Origin of the sequence: Parabacteroides gordonii MS-1 = DSM 23371 (genome assembly GCF_000969825.1) — a bacterium.
GTDB lineage: Bacteria > Bacteroidota > Bacteroidia > Bacteroidales > Tannerellaceae > Parabacteroides > Parabacteroides gordonii.
The window spans coordinates 4,385,550-4,404,227 of record NZ_KQ033919.1; the positions used below are offsets into that span (position 1 = coordinate 4,385,550).

Consider the following 18,678-nt stretch of genomic DNA (forward strand, 5'->3'; position numbering starts at 1 on the left):
GCAGGTAGCACACCTTCAGTTGATTATCTGTTTGTTTTTACTGTGCTTTTTCAGAAGTATAAATAGTTTCTACTTCGGCAGCTGTCAGTGGCCGGTCGTAGAGACGTACATTATCTATTTTCATATTCATGGCGTCTGTAGCCTGACCGTCAAGTGTACCGCCTATCTGTATTTTAGTGCTGGAATCATCATTACCGACGTTATATTTGGCGGTTAGGTTGTCCGCCAGGTTCCCGTCTATGTACAATAGTTTTTCCACTTTGTTATCCTTGTTGGCAGAAGCAGTGAAGACAATAGAATACCATTTCCCGTTTTGTAATTGTTTCACCGGGTAAGTAAATGGATCAGGTTCTATAGATCCCATGAGTGGCATACTGAAACCTTCGTGAGAAAATCCGAATTTGTTATCTGCCACGTAAATTCGCGGATAGCATTCTCCGATCCAACTTTTACTGACACCTCCGATGATGTATCCAAGTGATCCGAAATCTTTGATCCAAAAAGAGATAGAGTAGCTGTATTTACCCTTTAGCGGATTGTATGGTATATTTACTAGTTGTTCCTTGGCTGCATTGAGGAAAAGGGCTTTTCCTTTTCCGGATGGTGAGTCGGTTGTAAACTCTGGTTCGTTCAGGGCTACCCCATTCATTTTGTTTCCACTGATATCGCTTGCATCACTGTTGTCGAAAGTGTAATAGGCCAGCAGACCGGCTGTGATATTGATATCTTCGCCGGGAGTTTCCGGATCGTCCGGATCGGGAGTCGTACTTTTACTTTCGGCAAGTACATTTATTTCTGCCGTTCCGGAATTGGAGGTAATGATGATTGTCGTTGCATTAGTTTTTCCGGCTTCCAGTTTGCTACGATCTATTGTGATGCTGATCGGACTTTTTTTGTCAGCGGCAGTAGTGCCGGATATAGGGTCTATATCTTTAATCCAACTGCAATCTTTTTTTATGTTCCACTGAATTTCTGTTTTTCCGGTGTTTACTACTTCGAAAGCAAGAATGGTATTGTCTTTTCCGAAGTTGAGTTCTGTCTTACTGGCTGCCAGATTGCCGGTGCCAGGTTTTAATAAGATATCGCATTGTGCCGTTTGTCCAGCGATGATGGTAACTCCGGCCGTATTGGTTTGATAACCGTCTTTAGAAACCTGTAAGGTGTACTGTCCGGCTTCCAGGTCGTTGTATTCAAAACGTCCGTCACTGCCGGTCGCAGTTTTTTTACCTCCCGGATTTAGGGTGACGCTGGCTGTGCGGATTGGTTCACCGGTAGTTTCATCCGAAACGTATCCATGTACATTACCGTTTACTTCCGCTTCGTCTTCCGTACAGGAAGAGGTCACTCCGCAAAAAAGAATCGCAGAGCAAATAAAAATCAAATACTTAAGTCTGTTCATGTTTATAGTTGTTTATTATGTGAATTAAAAACGATAGGATAAACCGACACCATTACAATCGGGAGAGGCTACCGGATAATAGGTTATTTTGTTTTTCCGGATAATTGTTCGTTTAGCTCCGTTTGCTACCAGAGCGTCGACCAGGTTATAGACATATAGAGCAGCGGCTCCTCCTATACAGATATTCCGGAATGTAGTGCAGTTATTGGCTTTGGTAGAGTAGTTACGAATATGATCGGCATTCTGCGTTTGCCGTATTTTCTTCCTGTAATTGCTTCTCATGCTTTCGAAAGAGATAATACCTCCGGCAAGAGCTACTTCTCCTCCCATGATACATAATCCTTTGGCTGTACTGCCTTTGTATAATTGTCCCCAGCCGGGTATGATCGAACGTGCAACGGCACTGATCCCGTATTTACGCGTGAAGCGTATCTGGTCGAATACGGCCCGTTTGTTGCTTTCCTTCGCGATCATATATAAGGTATGTAAACTATATTTACAGGAACCGTCCGGATAACAGATGTATTCCCAGTATTCGTCTACTTTGTTGTAAATGATTTTTTGAGGCTGGCTTTTTATGTCATAATTATATTCGAAGTAAGACTGGATATCTTCTTTGTCGTTTACCATATCTGATGTGGTACGTATCCGTATTTCGCCGGAAATATCCATTTCCTTTTTAATATATTCGGACAAGTCTGTCAAACTGTTATTGCGTGCCTGTTCCAGCGTCGATGATTGATTGACGATGGTGCGATAATAAAAAGTATTGTTTCCGGGGATAGGAGGATTGTCCATCCACGATGGACGTATATTTTCGGAGTGCCCGGTTGTTTTTTGTGCCTGTATGTTGGTGAATATGGTTAACATGCAGATTAATAAGACTATTCGATAAGTAAAGTTATTCATGCTGTGAGCGTATTAGTTGAGTGCAAATATATTTCTGTTGTTTCAAATAAATCTTAATATAGATTAAGACTCTTATCTTATTATTTTCGCTTCTGTATTTTTTAATGCCGGCATAGCCATCCCTATTCCTGCATTAATATAGCTCGGATCACAGATCATATATCGTTTGCCATCTATATCCAAATGATCCCCGGGTATATTTTCATCGAAGCAAACAGCTGTAGCTATATGTTGAAGGTAGTCCAGTAGAACTACGTTCAGATTTAAAAGTGTACGTATTAAGAAAGCGTATAGTACGGCACGGTCTTCACAGTCGCAGGCCGGATAGTAGAAACATTCATCGATAAAGAATGGTTTTTCGAAACCGAATTGTTGCTGATCTGTTTGGTATTTGAATGCCGTTTGTACGAAATGCAATAGAATACCGGCAGCTTCTTTTGTTGTTTTCCCGTGAATAGCTTTCTTTAAGGATGGAAGAACCGAAAGGCTTACTTCCTGACTGGCCGGTGCTTTCAGGTAAACACTAAAATCACATTGGGGATACTCTTTATATAAATCGATCAGAGATTTATTTGTATTTGCATTTATAGTGATCTGCCGGTTTGAATAAACCCGGGAGTAAAGAGTCTCTGCCGACATTGTTTGTCCGGGTAATATATACATACTGACTTTTCGACTGGACAGGTCGAAATCTTTTTGGAAAGTATAAACCGGTTGACGATTATATGTTTCGTAGCCAAATATAAAATATTTCTCATTATCAATGTTCAGGTACATTTTATTATAGAGCATACAATCAGTGGGAATAAGTAACACCAGCTGATCGCCACTGCGTCCGCATCTGACTTTATATTCCGATTGGCATAAAAGAAACATTTGTATGATAATTTTTGAATTGTTGTCGGATTCTCGGCATAACTTGTCGGCTAACTGGCGAATGAACAGGACATAGGCCCAATCGCACCAATGGTTCTCTTTCTTCATTTGAAGAGAATGGCGTATAAAAGGTTCATACGAGGTTTGACTGAGTGACTCCCAGGCATAAGCAATCTCTTTTTCCGATATGCCGGATAGGATGAACGGCTCTTTCAACCATTCGTCTTTCTCTTGTGCGGAACTGGGATTATTAACTGGTCTGTCGACAACTTTCGGAATATCGACCGGTTTATATCCCGGGTGCTTTTGTGTGAGTAGAGGTTCTTTAGGACTTGGCTTGGCAGGTCGTTCTACCGGATTTTCCTGATGATAACCAGTCCAGTCTTTCTGTAGAAATTTAGAAAAAGCTTCATTCTCTTTTCTTCTGAAGTCTGCGTATTCCTGTTGCTGTTTCTGTGCAAAGTGTATATACTCCTCTTGAAGGGATTGTCCCTGGAGAAGAGAAGTTGTCAACAAACATAAGAAGTATAAAAGAGGATGAAGCCGTTTCATTATTTGTGAATTGTAAGATGGTTATTCTGTTTTGCCCATTTCTTCTTCAAAAAGTTTTTTAAACTTCTCGTATTCAAAATCAGTTCTTAGCGTTTTGTCTTCCTGTATGTTTTTCACAATATCCTTTAATAGCTCATTGTTGGCTAATTCAACGGCAACGTACACCTTATAATTCCCTTCCGGGCTTTTCATGGTTTGTTCGCATATAGTGCGTACTCCGTTTAACTTCCTGTTGACTACTGTGCGTGCCATTTCTTGAAAACGCCTTTTACTTTCATCATTTTCTCCGTTCTGATAAGATGAGATATAATCCTCTGTTAATATTTTAACTTTAGCTTCGATCGCTGTCGCTATTTCCGATCGTGCAGAAGATAATGCTTTTTTCTTGGCGATATTCATATCTGTCGATAATCCCATAGCACTGGCACGTACATATTCGTTGTTCGTCGAATAGTTAGAACCAGAACAAGGTACAATTATTTCTACATCACCTTGAGGGAGTGGTTTGGAACTACCACAAGCAGTAAAAGTTGCTATGGAAATTGATGTTGCTGCCAGTAAATAATAGATGTTCTTCATATTGTTCTGTATTTAATTAGTATGATTGTTTATTATACTTGTCGTGTTTTGCCGTTTTGTGACAAATGTATAGCTCTTATTTGTGATAAATCTTGATATAGATTAAGATATTCTAGCGATGTGTGTTGTTATATTTGTCTTGAAATTCAGGTGTTGAAACTATTTGCATGTAGATTAAAACAGATAACTATGACTGGCACAATAAAAAAAATTATATCGGAGATAATCAGAAAGGAATGTGAGCGGTATCGGCTTATTGAATGGAAGTTACTTTCATCGGTAGAGGAGGAAACGGATGTTTTGTGTTCTTTGTTGCCGCAACCTCCGGATGATGCCTGGGAAGATCGGGAGAAATTCAGACAGTGGAGGAGGAGGCTTCTGAATCTTTTTTATTCAAGAATGGATTATGCAGGTTTTATTCGGAAGCAAAAAGATATGGAGCCATTTCTACGCTATCTGTTTTTTATGAGAAAGCGAATTGTTGATCGTTTGTGGCAGGATAATATCTCGCCGACTATTGATGCTGACTTGGCAGTCCCTCCCCATACTTTGGCCTATAAACTTTCAAAAATGATATCGAAGGATGAAAACCTCCTTTTGTTTTGTGCGTGTGACTCCATCAAGTCGCCCTGGGATTTGGAAGATAGGTGCGAAGCAGCTTGTAATAAGCGTTATCCTTTACCTTTGAGGGGAGTATTCCATTATCTGGAAAAGGAGGATGAAGAGTTATGGTCTGTTATTTATTTGTTGGTCAAAAAGATGGCGGAATATATTGTATCCGGCCATCTTTTTAACCAACAGTATAAAGAGGAGACTATTGCAGATGTGTGGAGTGATGCATCGTTGTTATTACACGATAAGACAGTTGCCGGTTTACTTCCGGTGTTTGAAACGGCTACCCATTTCAGGCATTATATTAGCCGTATTTGTATAAATAAGTGTTATGAAGCGGAGCGTAGGAATACGGCACGAAAAGAAATACTCTCATTGGATGATCCGGCTGTTATGTCTGACGTAATCTTTCAACCGACCGATATAAGTTATTTGTTTGAGGAGGGTATGAATAGGGGTAATCCTCTTTGGGGAGTAGATATACAAAACGAATATGAGGTGAAATGTGCTTTTTTGACAATCTTATGGGATAGGTGCGAACCTTGGTATAGCAGACTGGTTTGTGGTATGGAGAATAAAGTGGAAGCTTTGCAATTATATTATATCGAAAAAAAGACCTATCGGGAGATCGCAGTAATAGTAGCCCCCGAATTATCCGGTGATGAGATCCGAAAAATGGAGGTTAAATTGCGTCAGGATGTGTCGCGGGTACGTAAAATATTGAAAGAGCGTTTTCTGGAAATGCTGTTGAAAGAAGGAAAGGGGGATTTGAATGGATACATGTAAAGAGTATAGAGAGGGAGATTTACTGGCTTATTTGAAAAATAAGATGAGCCGGGGGGAAACGGAGGATTTTCAGTTTCATTTAATCCATTGTAAAGTGTGTCAGGATACTTTGAAACGCATGAGATTGATGATTGAGGAAGAAAGTACTCCTGTTGTAATTCGGTTTGAACGGCATAAACTGTATAAATGGTATGCTGCGGCGATAGGCTTGCTTATAGTTAGTTCAATTGGAAGCTATCTGTATTTCAATATTCCGGAAGGAACGGATCATCATTTGGATATGGATAAGATGCCGGTATTTCACGCTACCGATTCGATAGGAATAAATTCGGATAGTATACGTCAAAAAGATAGCATACAGGTGTGGGATAGTTTACAGATGAATTCTTCTATCCACCGATAACTTTGGCTTCCCTGGTTTGATCTTATTTTAGATTAAGAAATATTTGTTGACAGTTCTCTAACTTTGTAAATAAACAATGCCCTGGTTTTTATCGGCTTTTGGCTAATAAAGGTTCTTGAGGTGTTTTGTTAATCTAAACTGTCACAAATAATGGCTTTGTGTCAATTAGAAATAGTAAGTATTATCTAAAGGATTGATGATTGATCCAACAAAAGCCAATAAAGAGGAATATGGAAGACTTATACGATGAAACCTATAATTTGATGTGTCGCTATTTGAGAGAATATTATCCGGTATCTGATAAATTGTGTGATGAATTATTCGACAAGTGTCCTTTTGTTCACTTTAAAAAGGGTGAACTATTTGTCAGTGAAGACCGGGAATGTCATAATATCTATTTTATAATGAGAGGGTTCTGCTCTTGCTTCTATGTAAAGGACGGTAAGGAGTATATACTTCATTTTTTCAAAGAGGGCGATTTTGGAATGTTGTTTCATACTTTCCTTTCTCGTCAAAAGGCATTTTTGAATTTGAAAGCAACAGAAGATACACTTGCTCTTTGCGTTAGCCGTGATAATTTTGATTATTTCTGGCATGAGTATCATGATTTTGTATTGCTCTTCTATAAGGTTTTTGAAAATTACGCAATAGAGCGTGAAGAAATGTATTACCTGATGCGTAGCAATTGTGCGGAAGACCGGGTAAAACATTATAGTGAAACACATGAGATCCAGCATTTAATGAAACATGTGCCCCAATATTGTATAGCTTCCTATTTGAATATGACTCCCGAGACTTTTGCCAAGATATTGGCCCGTCGAAATAAAAATATATAAATAACATAAATAGTTTTTTTCTATCGAAACAGGCGTTTCTCTTTTGATTATATCCTTTTTCATGTATCTTTGTATTGAATGCAGTGTCTGATGCAAAGAGTTGCAAGGTCTGCAATATATGAATAAACGAGAAGCGTTTAAAAAATATTATCCTCATTTTGGAAATCTAGACACTTTCTAACGATGGTAAGGATAGTAGGCAGCAAACGCTCACGTTTCTTTTCTTGTTAATTACATACATTGTTTTGTATGATCAAGATAAAGGGCGTGGGCTGTTGTTTATACTTATCATCGTGGGCAGTCTAGAGCCTCCAGAATGAGTGTAGATTACAGTTCCTGCGCCTTCTTTTTTTTGATACATCCACTCCGGGAACTGATGGATACCAAACAGTCAGGCTTATGTATGAATATTTGAAACAATATTATCCGGTATCTGACGAGCTTTGTGAGGCTTTGTTAACCTGCTGCGAACAAAAAGAATTTTCTAAAAAGGAATTGTTGATCTCTGCCGGGTCAGCGTGTAATAATTTATATTTTATATCGGAAGGCTTTTGTATATGTTATTTTGAAAAGGATGGGAGAGAGCATGTTGTCCGTTTCTTTAAAGAGGGCGATTTCTGTACCTCGTTTCATGGTTTTCTGGGGCATAAGAAGTCTTTCCTTTGTGTGAGGGCAAGTGAAAAGACAACAGTTCTTTGTGTTAGCCGGAGGAATTTTGAATATTTGTGGAAGAGTTTTGACGATTTTGCCTGTCTAATCTATGCCATTCTGGAAAAACATGCCATAGAGTATGAGGAGAAGTATTTTAGGATGAGGAGTCTGTCTCCGGCTGAGCGCATCCGGTATTATATAGAAAACCATGAGATTCAGATGCTTCTCAAAAGAGTTCCCCAATACCTGATTGCCTCTTATTTACAGATGACGGCAGAACATTATGCCAAGCTGCAAAGCCAGCTTAATAAAAGATAGATACTTTTCTTTTTAAACTAAATAACATCTTGTGCTGTTTTAACCCAATACAATATAAACAGAAATTGCAGATAAGGTATGAAAAAGAAAAATCTATGGTTGGTCATCGGTGTAATTATTGCTATTATCCTACTGATGGTATGGTTGTTTGTGGGAACGACGCTGGAAGAAGTCACTAATCCTGAAACAGATCCGATGATGATCGAACAGAATGTTTAATAGAAAGTACGAGTAAATAAAAAGGGACTGTATCGTTGTTGATACAGTCCCTTTTTGAGTATATAATCTGATTGATTATCCGAGGAATCCTAACAAGATACCGGCTGCAACGGCAGAACCGATCACACCTGCTACGTTCGGACCCATAGCGTGCATCAACAGATAGTTGCTTGGGTCATATTCCAAACCTACTACCTGAGAGATACGTGCCGAGTCGGGTACGGCAGATACACCGGCATTACCGATAAGCGGGTTGATCTTGTTACCTTCTTTGAGGAACAGGTTGAAGAATTTAACGAACAGGATACCGGCACAGGTTGCGATCACGAAAGATAATGCACCCAAACCGAAGATCTTAACCGAGTTTAGTGTTAAGAATTGAGTAGCCTGCGTAGAAGCACCGACAGTGATACCCAACAGGATCGTGATCGTATCGATCAGCGGGCCGCGGGCTGTTTCAGCCAGACGACGTGTTACACCACTTTCTTTCAACAGGTTTCCGAAGAACAGCATACCCAGCAAAGGCAGACCGGAAGGTACCAGGAAACAAGTCAGCAACAGACCGATAATCGGGAAAATAATCTTCTCGGTAGAAGATACAGCTCTCGGCGGTTTCATGCGGATCAAACGTTCCTTCTGCGTAGTAAGCAGTCTCATAAATGGTGGCTGGATAATTGGTACCAACGCCATATATGAGTAGGCCGACACCGCAATAGCACCCATCAGGTTCGGAGCCAGTTTTGAAGATAGGAAGATAGCCGTAGGACCGTCAGCACCACCGATAATACCGATAGCACCGGCCTGGTTCGGTTCGAATCCCATCTGAAGAGCAATAATATAAGCTCCGAAGATACCGAACTGGGCAGCAGCACCGATCAACATCAGCTTTGGATTGGATATCAAAGCTGAGAAATCGGTCATGGCCCCGATACCGAGGAAGATCAATGGTGGATACCATCCGGAGGTTACACCCTGATAGAGGATGTTTAGTACAGATCCCTGTTCGTAAATACCTACCTGAAGTCCTGCATCTTTGAAAGGAATATTACCGATCAGGATACCGAATCCGATAGGGATCAGAAGCATGGGTTCAAACTCGTATTTTATCGCAAGGAATATAAAGAGCAAACCAACCAGTAGCATAACGAGATGCCCCGGAGTTGCATTATATACTCCTGTGTAGGTGAGGAACAACTGTAGGTTGTCACCCAGGAATGACATAAAACTCTCTTGCATACTCTTATCCGATTACAACGAGATCGGCACCTTCCAGTACAGAATCCCCTTTATGTACTTTAATTTCAATAATCTTTCCGTCGCGGTCTGCGTTGATGTTGTTTTCCATCTTCATAGCCTCGAGAATAAGTAGAACCTGTCCTCTTTTGACAGTATCGCCTACATTACATTTCAATTGCAGGATCACGCCGGGAAGCGGAGATTTGATGGCACCCTGTGTGGTAGATGCAGCCGGGCGGGTAATAACTGATTCGCCACTGGGGGTAGTTGGAGCCTGTGCCGGACGTTTCAGAGTTACCATTTGTTTTTTTGCCGGTTTTTCCATCTTTACCTGATAGGGAGTACCGTTTACTTCTACTTCAGCGATATCGTCAACCACTGAATTGATGTGTACTTTATATACGTTACCGTTGATGGTATATTTAAAACTTTTCATTCTTGTTTGTTTTTAGAGATAATTACTTTCTGGGTACATCACGTAAGCTATAAATCTTTGAGCTCCACGGGGAATAAGTACGGGCAACTTTACGGATAGTAAGTACGGTGTTCTCAACATCGTGGTTGTCGTCGCTCATTTCATACAAAGCAGCGGATATTGCTGCAAAAACTTCTCCTGATACTTCGTCCGGAGCGCTGGCTGAAACCGGAGCACCGGCTTTCTGAGCGTTACGTTTGCTAGCTGCGATAGCTGCTTTACCTACCTGTTTAAAGATAAGGAAGAGTAGGAGTAATCCGAGGAACACAACAGCCATAGCTGTAATGGTCATACCAATACCCAGAGAATCGTTCGTTTTGAAGTTTTCAATCTTTTCGTTAGAGTCTAACGTCAGGTTGTTTGTGCTGGGAGTAACTTTTGGAAGTATACCCCATTCTTCTCCTCCGTCGATTATTCTACCGTAGCTAATGTCACTTTTTTGTGCAGCCGGAATAGTAATTTCATCGATCAGTGTTTTACCGTCAGCATCGTATAGACCGATATAATTCTCTTTGGACGGATCTAATGTGAAGTTGACATGGAAAGTACCACGGCTCGGTTCTCCGTCAGCCCAGAATAATGTATGCTGACGGGGTGGTATTTGAGTAAGTACATCACCCTTTGGAATCGGATATTTTTTCGGATTGTTTTTGTCATCTGTCAAAAAACATCCTGCGATATTAACCGTTCCGGCAGAAGTATTGAATAATTCTATCCAGGGGTGGCGTTTGCCATAGTCGTCAACGAAATTATCGTCGTTGATGACCAGCACTTCATTTATTCGCATGGAGGCTGCACGCTGCGCCTGTGCCCCGAATGAAACGAGCAAAACGAACAGCAGCAATACTCCAAATCTTTTTTTAATCATATTCATTTTCCTGTTTTAAGAATTATAGAGGCAGATTGTCATGTTTCTTAGCAGGATTGCTTAACTTCTTAGTCTGCAATTGTTGTAAAGCACGAATGATACGGAAGCGAGTATTACGCGGTTCGATCACATCGTCGATATAACCGTATTGAGCAGCATTGTAAGGATTTGCAAATGCTTTCTTGTATTCTGCTTCTTTTTCTGCTGTTGCTTTTGCAGGATCTTCGGATGCGGCAACTTCTTTTGCGAAGATAACTTCTACAGCACCGCTTGGGCCCATTACGGCGATTTCAGCGGTTGGCCATGCGTAGTTCATATCACCACGCAGGTGTTTAGAACTCATCACGCAGTAAGCACCACCGTAAGATTTACGCAGGGTAACTGTGATTTTAGGCACAGTTGCTTCGCCGTAAGCGTAAAGCAATTTGGCTCCGTGAAGGATAACGCCGTTATATTCCTGGCCTGTTCCCGGCAGGAATCCCGGAACGTCTACCAATGTTACCAAAGGAATGTTGAATGCATCGCAGAAACGAACGAAGCGGCCAGCCTTGCGAGAAGCGTTGCTGTCCAGACATCCTGCCATCACTTTCGGCTGGTTGGCTACGATACCAACTGTCTGACCGTTGAAGCGGGCGAAACCTACGATGATATTTTTAGCATAATCAGCGTGTACTTCGAGGAATTCACCGTTGTCGATGATTGTACCGATCACTTCATACATGTCGTATGACTGGTTGGTGTTATCAGGGATAATATCATTTAATACGTCGTCCAGGCGATCGATCGGATCTTTACATTCGATCAGCGGAGTTTCTTCCAGGTTGTTCTGCGGCAGGAAGCTGATTAATTTACGGATCAACTGCAGACCGTCTTCTTCTGTGTCGACAGCGAAGTGAGCCACACCCGATTTGGTGGTGTGCACGCTTGCTCCACCCAGTTCTTCCTGAGTTACATCTTCTCCGGTAACTGTTTTTACTACTTTCGGACCTGTCAGGAACATATAGCTTGTTCCGCGTGTCATGATGTTGAAGTCTGTCAAAGCAGGAGAATAAACGGCACCACCGGCACATGGGCCAAAGATACCGGAGATCTGCGGCACAACGCCTGAAGCCAGGATATTACGCTGGAAAATTTCAGCATAACCGGCCAATGCGTTAACACCTTCCTGGATACGTGCTCCACCTGAATCATTCAGACCGATGACAGGGGCACCCATTTTCATGGCCTGATCCATTACTTTACAGATCTTCATAGCTAATGACTCTGACAAAGCACCGCCGAATACTGTGAAATCTTGTGCGTAGACGTAAACCAGGCGGCCGTCGATCGTACCATAACCTGTTACAACGCCATCACCCAGGAATTTTGTTTTTTCGATACCGAAGTTGGTACAACGGTGTTGAACGAACATATCAAACTCCTCGAAACTACCTTCGTCAAGCAGCATGGCGATACGTTCGCGTGCTGTGTACTTGCCTTTTTTGTGTTGAGACTCGATTCTTTTTTCTCCACCACCGAGACGGGCTTGTTCGCGAAGAGCGATAAGCTCTTTTACTTTTTCAAGTTGGTTACTCATTGTATTTCTGATTTGTTGTTAGAAATGAAGTTATTATCTTATTTACCCGGCATGCAAAGCTCTGTCAGTACGCTGCAAGTTGATTTCGGGTGAAGGAATGCAATGTTTAAGCCTTCTGCACCACCGCGGGGAGCTTTGTCGATCAGTTTAACGCCTTTTGCTTCAGCTTCATCCAATGCTGCCTGTACATCAGGTACGGCAAATGCAATGTGGTGAATGCCTTCGCCTTTCTTTTCGATAAACTTAGCGATAGTACTGTCTTCGCTGGTCGGTTCCAGTAATTCGATTTTTGTCTGGCCAACTTTGAAGAATGCTGTTTTTACTTTTTGGTCTGCAACTTCTTCGATGTTGTAGCATTTCATACCTAAAATTTCTTCGTAATACGGCAGACAAGCTTCGATGCTTTTCACTGCAATGCCCAGATGCTCAATATGTGTAATTTCCATGTCAATAATAATTTAATAATTGATAATGCTTTTTGTTTTGCAGGCAAAGGTACATTCTTTTTTGAAGAATCAAGAAAATTTTCACTAATTATTAGAGGTAATAATGTGTCATTTTGCCAATAATTAAAAGAGCCAATGAAAGGGGGAATCTTTTATTGGCTCTTTTACGCTATATGAATAGTATATTCTTAGAAATCAACTATCAGACGGGCATTGAGTTGACGGCCTGTCAGGTAATTCGGTACGGCAAACTGCTGATTGTCGATGTTGGTGATCCAATAATAGGAACTAACATTTTTTATATCGAATAAGTTAAATACGTCGATCCCTACCCAAATGTTCTTCAGATGGCGGAAAAAGCCCCTGTCCATGATGGCATCCGACTCTCCGGCCAGTTGGTAGGAGAATCCCAGGTCGACACGTTTGTAAGCAGGGGTACGGAAAGTGCTTTTTACGTCTTCGTATTTCGTTCGTGGAGCAATAAAGGGTAGTCCGCCTGAAAGAACACCTTTCAGGTTCAGTTTGACCCGTTTGTATCCCGGAAAATAATCCTGGAAGAAAAGTGATACATTATATCCCTGGCTGTTAGGCATGGGGACGGTTACCATGTCGCGGATCGTCTGCTCGGCTTTCATCAGTGAGAAGCTGATCCATGAGTCGGTTCCGGGGACGAATTCACCGAAGAACTTGACGTCGATACCCATTGCATGCCCTTTGGCGCAGTTCTCTCCGTAATAACGGATCTTAACGTTGTCGACGGTATAAGGGATCAGGTTGTCCAGTTTCTTATAATACAGGTCGGCACTTACTTTGAAGTTACGGTCTGCGGCACGGAACGTATAGTCACCTCCTACGATGAAGTGGATGGAACGTTGCGATTTGATATTTTTATTCAGTTCGATCACATCGTTGCCGGCTTCGTCCTGTACGGTCGTTCGCAATTCTTTGTAGAATGGCGACTGATAGTAGATACCTGTCGCCGCGCGGAACGTGAGGTTCTGGTCGAAGTTCGGAATAAAGCCGAGAGAAACACGCGGGCTGACGATAAATTCCTTGTTGTAAGTCCAGTAAGCCCCGCGAAGACCGCCAATCAGAGTGAACATCCCCTGTTTTGTACGGAACTTGAAAGCATCCTGCACATAAGCGGATAACCGTGTGCTTGACAGGTCATTGTTTGAGTAGAGGTTGGAGATCACATTGACCCCTGTTCCTGTCTGCGGAAGCGAGTAGCCGGCCGAGTCGCGTTTTTCCCATTCGCTGATACGGTCGTTGATCTTTTCCATCTGAACGGTTGCTCCCCATTTGATCGTATTGTTTTTGATACGGCTGCTACCGTAATGGCCTACATTCATAATGGTTGAGTTCAAACGGTTGCGGGCATGTTCGTGATAGCGGGCTACTTCAAGATTACCTTCGTCTTTTTCGGCAGCCGCTTCTCCCAGCCAGTATTCTCCTGTTATATCGTACGTTTCAATTTCTTTACTGGAGAATGCGGATGCCTGCAGACCCAGCTCCGTGTTCTCATTCGGATTGTGCTTCAAAGTCAGCGCTCCGAATATCGTTTGGAACTTATCGCGTTCACGGCTGTTGGGAAAAGCTACTTCGAATCTTTGGGCATGTTCTACCGTACCGAATGTTGTCTCACGTTTATGCGGGGTGAATTTGAACGAGTTTAATGCCAGGTTCCCCAGGAAATTAACTTCCCATTTGGGAGCCAGTTGGTAAGTCATATACGACTGAAGATCGACGAAGTCCGGTTGATACTCTGCGTCCGTGTCCATTGTTTTCAGCAACGAACGGCCTGTCTTGTAGCGAACACCCGTAACCTGTGTGAATTTACCGATCGAACTGCCTACATAGGCGCTTGCCCCCAGTAAACTGGCGGAAACCGAACCTTCAAACATAGTTGGTTTCTTATATTTAATATCGAGTACCGAACTCATCTTATCCCCGTAACGGGCTTCAAATCCTCCGGCGGCAAAATTGACAGATTCGGTCAGGTCGGGGTTGATAAAACTCAGTCCTTCCTGTTGCCCGGAACGGATCAGCAGGGGACGGAATACTTCCAGCCCGTTTACATAAACGATATTTTCGTCGTAACTACCGCCACGTACCGAATATTGCGAACTTAGCTCATTGCTGGAAGAAACACCGGCAAAAGTCACCACCAGACTTTCGATACTACCCCCGGCCGGGTCGGGCAGGAGTTTCACACGATTGGCATCGAGTGTTTCGAGTGTCGATGTCTGTTTACGGATAGCCGTGGCAACCACTTCCCCTAGGTCGATACTGGTGTAGTTCATCTGTACGTTCAGTCGCATATCTTGTTGTACACTGGGTAAGATACGTTCCGCCTTGTTATATCCCAGGCAGGAAAAAATAACGGAAACGGAATCCCCGGGAGAAGTTGTCAGCGAATAATACCCCTTCTCGTTCGTCATGGCTCCGTTCAAAGTGTTTTTTATCTGAACAAGAACCAGTTCGAGCGGGCTACCGTCGGCATCGCGAACATATCCTGTGATTTTAACATGCTTTTGTCCAAAAGCACTGATAGAAACTAATATAAATAGCAGTGCAGCTATCGCACGAATCTTCATAATTAATAATGTTATAGCTTTACTAACGCGAAAAATAAAGGAAGCGTATATTAAGCATGTAAAAAATCTTTATCTTTGCCCTATGGGGAAATGTTCCCTTCAAAAAGAATGATTTAATAAACAGCTACAAAAATAAGATAAAAATGGATAGCTTTGCAACTCTTATCAAGAATAGAAGAAGTACACGTAAGTTTACCGACCAGTTGCTTTCGCCCGAACAGGTGGAGATGATCTTAAAAGCCGCATTGATGGCTCCGGCCTCTAAACGTAAGAATCCCTGGCAGTTCGTTGTAGTGGAAGATCAGGAAATGCTGAAGAAACTGGCTGGCTGTAAACCCGCCGGTTCGTCTTTTCTTGAAGGTTGCGCCCTGGCTGTCGTGGTAATGGCGAATGTAATGGAAAGTGATGTGTGGGTGGAAGACGCCTCGATCGCTTCTATTTATATGCAACTTCAGGCGGAAGACCTGGGGTTGGGTAGTTGTTGGTGCCAGATACGTAACCGGCAGACGGAAGATGATACGGATGCCAATGTATATGTACGCAACCTGCTGAATATACCTTACCAGCTCGAAGTGCTTTCGATCATAGGCTTCGGGTATAAAGACCAGGAACGTAAGCCGTTTGACGAAACGCATTTGCAATGGGAGAAAATTCATCTGGGCACTTTTAAGATGCCGGAAGAAACTAACGAAGCATGAAAATAGTATTTATAGGAGCCGGAAATCTGGCAACGCGTCTGTCGCTTGCCATGCAGCGGGTAGGCATGCAGATAGGGCAGGTGTACAGTCATACCTCTGAGAATGCCAGGCAACTGGCTGTTAAACTGGGGTGTCCCTGGACAACGGACTTGTCTGCTTTGCAGGCCGATGCGGATATGTATGTCTTTTCTTTGAAAGACACGGTTCTGGCGGATGTGATCGCACAGGTGAAACCGAACAACGGTCTGTGGATACATACTGCCGGAAGCATGCCGATGGATGTTTTTGAGGGGTATGCCGCACGTTATGGCGTGCTTTATCCTTTGCAGACATTCAGTAAAGGAAGGGAGGTCAGTTTCGACGTGATTCCTATTTTCTTGGAAGCTAACACAAAGAAGGATGCCGACTATCTGAAAAAGATAGCCAGTGCATTATCGGAAAATGTTCGTTTTATGTCGTCTGAAAAGCGGCGTAGCCTGCATCTGGCCGCTGTCTTTGCCTGCAACTTTACCAATCATATCTATGCCCTGTCCTATAAGTTGCTCGAACAGGAAGAGATCCCTGCCGATGTCCTCTTACCGCTGATCGATGAGACGACGGCAAAGATTCATGCCATGCCGCCGGCTGCCGCTCAAACCGGGCCGGCTATCCGTTACGATGAAAATGTAATAAACAAACATCTGGCTATGCTGGACGATCCTGATATGAAAGAGATCTACCAGCTTTTAAGCCGGAGCATACATAAGGAGGCCCAAAATGAGTAGTATCAATTATGACCTTACGAGAATAAAAGCATTTGTGTTTGATGTTGACGGTGTACTGTCGTGCGATGTCGTTTCGCTTCATCCCAACGGTGATCCGATGCGTACGGTCAACATCAAAGACGGGTATGCCCTGCAGTTGGCTGTAAAGAAAGGCTATCATGTCGGAATTATAACCGGAGGGTATACGGAAGCCGTGCAGATCCGCTTTTCCCGCTTGGGTATCGAACATATTTATATGCGTAGTGCCGTGAAGATACACGACTTCAACGATTTTTTGCAAAAAACCGGATTGACACCGCAAGAGGTCATGTATGCCGGTGATGACATCCCCGATTATGAAGTCATGCAACAAGTCGGTTTGCCTGTAGCTCCTGCCGATGCAGCTCCGGAAATCAAGCAGATAGCAAAATATATCTCTTTACGCAAAGGTGGCGAGGGGGTTGCCCGTGATGTAATCGAACAAACAATGAAAGCACAAGGCCACTGGATGAGCGATGACGCCTTCGGGTGGTAATAATAGGAAAAACAATATGCTGAACAATTTAGAAAAATATCGAATCGTGCTGGGCTCTAACTCTCCCCGCCGAAAAGAATTGCTTGCCGGACTCGACCTTCAGTTTGAAGTGGAGACAATCCCCGGTATTGACGAATCGTATCCTGATACTCTGACCTCTGAAGCTATACCTTTATATATAGCACGCAAAAAAGCCGAAGCCTATCTTGACAAAATGTCCGACAACGAACTGCTTATCACAGCCGATACGATCGTTGCCACTTACGACCGCATTCTGGGTAAGCCGGCCAACCGGGAGGAGGCTATTGAAATGCTTCGTTACCTGTCCGACCATGTGCATGAGGTAATAACCGGTGTTTGTCTGACAACCAAGGATAAGACTGTTTCTTTTTCCGTAGCCTCGGCAGTTTGTTTTGGCCGTCTGGAAGAAGAAGACATCATCTATTATGTAGATAAATACCGTCCTTTCGATAAAGCCGGTAGTTACGGGATACAGGAATGGATCGGTTATATCGGTGTAGAAGCCATCAACGGATCATTTTATAATGTGATGGGTTTGCCGGTACAGCGATTATATCAGGAATTGAAGAAATTTTGATCAAAAAATACGGGTTATTCTTGCATAATACATTCGGAAACAGTAATTTTGCGGTCTGAAATTCTGCAGAGGGTAAACAAGTGATACCTAATATGTATCCACCCCCGGGACATAACCTGTTTAAATATAAAAAGACAGATGTACGTAATCGTAGAAATTAACGGACAGCAGTTCAAAGCTGAAGAAGGAAAGAAGTTGTTCGTTCATCACATTCAGAACGCAGAAAGCGGTGCTGTTGTTGAGTTTGACAAAGTGTTGTTGGTTGACAACAACGGAGAAGTTAAAGTAGGTGTTCCTACAGTAGAAGGCGCAAAGGTAGTATGCGAAGTACTGTCTCCGCTGGTAAAAGGTGATAAAGTGCTGATCTTCCACAAGAAGAGAAGAAAAGGTTATCGTAAACTGAACGGTCACCGTCAGCAGTTCACTGAAGTGAGTATTAAAGAAATTGTTGCTTAACGTTTAAAGGAGAAAAAAAGAAATGGCACATAAAAAAGGTGTTGGTAGTTCTAAGAACGGCCGTGAATCACAAAGTAAAAGATTAGGTGTTAAGCTTTTTGGTGGTGAAGTTGCTAAAGCTGGTAACATTCTGGTTCGCCAGAGAGGTACTGCTCATCATCCGGGTGAAAACGTTGGTATCGGTAAAGATCATACGTTGTATGCTTTGAAAGATGGTATTGTAACTTTCCGCAGAGGTAAAGAAAACAGATCTTTTGTTTCTATTCAGGAAGTTGTAGCAGAAGCATAATATAGCTTTACTCGAAAGAAT

Annotated in this window: 21 protein-coding genes; 11 read left to right on the forward strand and 10 right to left on the reverse strand. The window is 42.5% G+C overall.

The window, feature by feature from the left end; genetic code table 11:
* Nucleotides 1–37 precede the first annotated feature (37 nt).
* From HMPREF1536_RS16570 to HMPREF1536_RS16585, 4 genes are all read right to left on the reverse strand, one after another.
* On the reverse strand, nt 38–1,399 hold the full coding sequence (locus HMPREF1536_RS16570) for a carboxypeptidase regulatory-like domain-containing protein (protein ID WP_028727614.1): 1,362 nt from the start codon (nt 1,397–1,399) through the stop codon (nt 38–40).
* 24 nt (nt 1,400–1,423) lie between these two features.
* Nucleotides 1,424–2,197: a DUF5683 domain-containing protein gene (locus tag HMPREF1536_RS26685; protein ID WP_052349821.1), complete on the reverse strand. Its 774-nt coding sequence runs from the start codon at nt 2,195–2,197 to the stop codon at nt 1,424–1,426.
* Nucleotides 2,198–2,380: 183 nt separating this feature from the next.
* Entirely contained in the window at nt 2,381–3,736 is a 1,356-nt protein-coding gene (locus tag HMPREF1536_RS16580) for a hypothetical protein (RefSeq protein ID WP_052349820.1), read from the reverse strand.
* Nucleotides 3,737–3,757: 21 nt separating this feature from the next.
* Entirely contained in the window at nt 3,758–4,315 is a 558-nt protein-coding gene (locus tag HMPREF1536_RS16585; RefSeq protein ID WP_028727613.1) for a hypothetical protein, read from the reverse strand.
* Between the two features lie 465 nt (nt 4,316–4,780).
* Between HMPREF1536_RS16585 and HMPREF1536_RS16590 the strand changes: the two genes are divergently transcribed.
* The 5 genes from HMPREF1536_RS16590 (at nt 4,781) to HMPREF1536_RS27935 (ending at nt 8,140) form a co-directional block, all read left to right on the forward strand.
* A complete protein-coding gene (locus HMPREF1536_RS16590) occupies nt 4,781–5,713 on the forward strand; it encodes a hypothetical protein (protein ID WP_150115630.1) in 933 nt (310 codons plus the stop codon).
* On the forward strand, nt 5,700–6,116 hold the full coding sequence (locus tag HMPREF1536_RS16595; protein ID WP_028727611.1) for an anti-sigma factor: 417 nt from the start codon (nt 5,700–5,702) through the stop codon (nt 6,114–6,116). The genes HMPREF1536_RS16590 and HMPREF1536_RS16595 overlap by 14 nt, the downstream gene beginning before the upstream one ends.
* Nucleotides 6,117–6,346: 230 nt before the next feature.
* Complete coding sequence (locus tag HMPREF1536_RS16600; RefSeq protein WP_028727610.1) at nt 6,347–6,952, forward strand: Crp/Fnr family transcriptional regulator; 606 nt, start codon at nt 6,347–6,349, stop codon at nt 6,950–6,952.
* 399 nt (nt 6,953–7,351) lie between these two features.
* The gene (locus HMPREF1536_RS26690; protein ID WP_028727609.1) at nt 7,352–7,921 is read left to right on the forward strand and encodes a Crp/Fnr family transcriptional regulator; all 570 of its coding nucleotides are present in this window, start codon (nt 7,352–7,354) and stop codon (nt 7,919–7,921) included.
* 78 nt (nt 7,922–7,999) lie between these two features.
* Nucleotides 8,000–8,140, forward strand: coding sequence for a hypothetical protein (locus tag HMPREF1536_RS27935; RefSeq protein ID WP_167331499.1), 141 nt, complete (start codon nt 8,000–8,002; stop codon nt 8,138–8,140).
* A 75-nt stretch (nt 8,141–8,215) separates the two neighbouring features.
* Here HMPREF1536_RS27935 and HMPREF1536_RS16610 read toward each other — a convergent pair whose 3' ends face one another.
* The 6 genes from HMPREF1536_RS16610 to HMPREF1536_RS16635 all read right to left on the reverse strand — a co-directional run bounded on the left by HMPREF1536_RS16610 (nt 8,216) and on the right by HMPREF1536_RS16635 (nt 15,338).
* Nucleotides 8,216–9,376, reverse strand: coding sequence for a sodium ion-translocating decarboxylase subunit beta (locus HMPREF1536_RS16610; RefSeq protein WP_028727608.1), 1,161 nt, complete (start codon nt 9,374–9,376; stop codon nt 8,216–8,218).
* Nucleotides 9,377–9,380: 4 nt separating this feature from the next.
* Nucleotides 9,381–9,812, reverse strand: a complete 432-nt coding sequence (locus tag HMPREF1536_RS16615) for a biotin/lipoyl-containing protein (protein WP_028727607.1) — start codon at nt 9,810–9,812, stop codon at nt 9,381–9,383.
* Between the two features lie 22 nt (nt 9,813–9,834).
* Nucleotides 9,835–10,719: a lamin tail domain-containing protein gene (locus HMPREF1536_RS16620; protein WP_028727606.1), complete on the reverse strand. Its 885-nt coding sequence runs from the start codon at nt 10,717–10,719 to the stop codon at nt 9,835–9,837.
* 22 nt (nt 10,720–10,741) lie between these two features.
* The gene (locus HMPREF1536_RS16625; protein WP_028727605.1) at nt 10,742–12,295 is read right to left on the reverse strand and encodes an acyl-CoA carboxylase subunit beta; all 1,554 of its coding nucleotides are present in this window, start codon (nt 12,293–12,295) and stop codon (nt 10,742–10,744) included.
* A gap of 38 nt (nt 12,296–12,333) precedes the next feature.
* Nucleotides 12,334–12,741: a methylmalonyl-CoA epimerase gene (gene mce, locus HMPREF1536_RS16630; RefSeq protein WP_028727604.1), complete on the reverse strand. Its 408-nt coding sequence runs from the start codon at nt 12,739–12,741 to the stop codon at nt 12,334–12,336.
* Nucleotides 12,742–12,929: 188 nt separating this feature from the next.
* Nucleotides 12,930–15,338, reverse strand: a complete 2,409-nt coding sequence (locus HMPREF1536_RS16635) for a TonB-dependent receptor (protein WP_028727603.1) — start codon at nt 15,336–15,338, stop codon at nt 12,930–12,932.
* 143 nt (nt 15,339–15,481) lie between these two features.
* On the opposite strand from HMPREF1536_RS16635, the gene HMPREF1536_RS16640 reads away from it, so the two are divergent.
* The 6 genes from HMPREF1536_RS16640 (at nt 15,482) to rpmA (ending at nt 18,657) form a co-directional block, all read left to right on the forward strand.
* Nucleotides 15,482–16,036: a nitroreductase family protein gene (locus HMPREF1536_RS16640; protein WP_028727602.1), complete on the forward strand. Its 555-nt coding sequence runs from the start codon at nt 15,482–15,484 to the stop codon at nt 16,034–16,036.
* A complete protein-coding gene (locus tag HMPREF1536_RS16645) occupies nt 16,033–16,800 on the forward strand; it encodes a Rossmann-like and DUF2520 domain-containing protein (protein ID WP_028727601.1) in 768 nt (255 codons plus the stop codon). The genes HMPREF1536_RS16640 and HMPREF1536_RS16645 overlap by 4 nt, the downstream gene beginning before the upstream one ends.
* On the forward strand, nt 16,793–17,314 hold the full coding sequence (locus HMPREF1536_RS16650; protein ID WP_028727600.1) for a KdsC family phosphatase: 522 nt from the start codon (nt 16,793–16,795) through the stop codon (nt 17,312–17,314). Before HMPREF1536_RS16645 ends, HMPREF1536_RS16650 begins: the two co-directional genes overlap by 8 nt.
* A 16-nt stretch (nt 17,315–17,330) precedes the next feature.
* Nucleotides 17,331–17,912: a Maf-like protein gene (locus HMPREF1536_RS16655; protein WP_028727599.1), complete on the forward strand. Its 582-nt coding sequence runs from the start codon at nt 17,331–17,333 to the stop codon at nt 17,910–17,912.
* Nucleotides 17,913–18,050: 138 nt separating this feature from the next.
* Nucleotides 18,051–18,368, forward strand: coding sequence for a 50S ribosomal protein L21 (gene rplU / locus HMPREF1536_RS16660; protein ID WP_007657805.1), 318 nt, complete (start codon nt 18,051–18,053; stop codon nt 18,366–18,368).
* A 22-nt stretch (nt 18,369–18,390) separates the two neighbouring features.
* Nucleotides 18,391–18,657 carry a 50S ribosomal protein L27 gene (gene rpmA, locus HMPREF1536_RS16665; protein WP_028727598.1) on the forward strand — a complete coding sequence of 89 codons (267 nt, stop codon included), beginning with the start codon at nt 18,391–18,393 and terminating at the stop codon, nt 18,655–18,657.
* Nucleotides 18,658–18,678 lie beyond the last annotated feature (21 nt).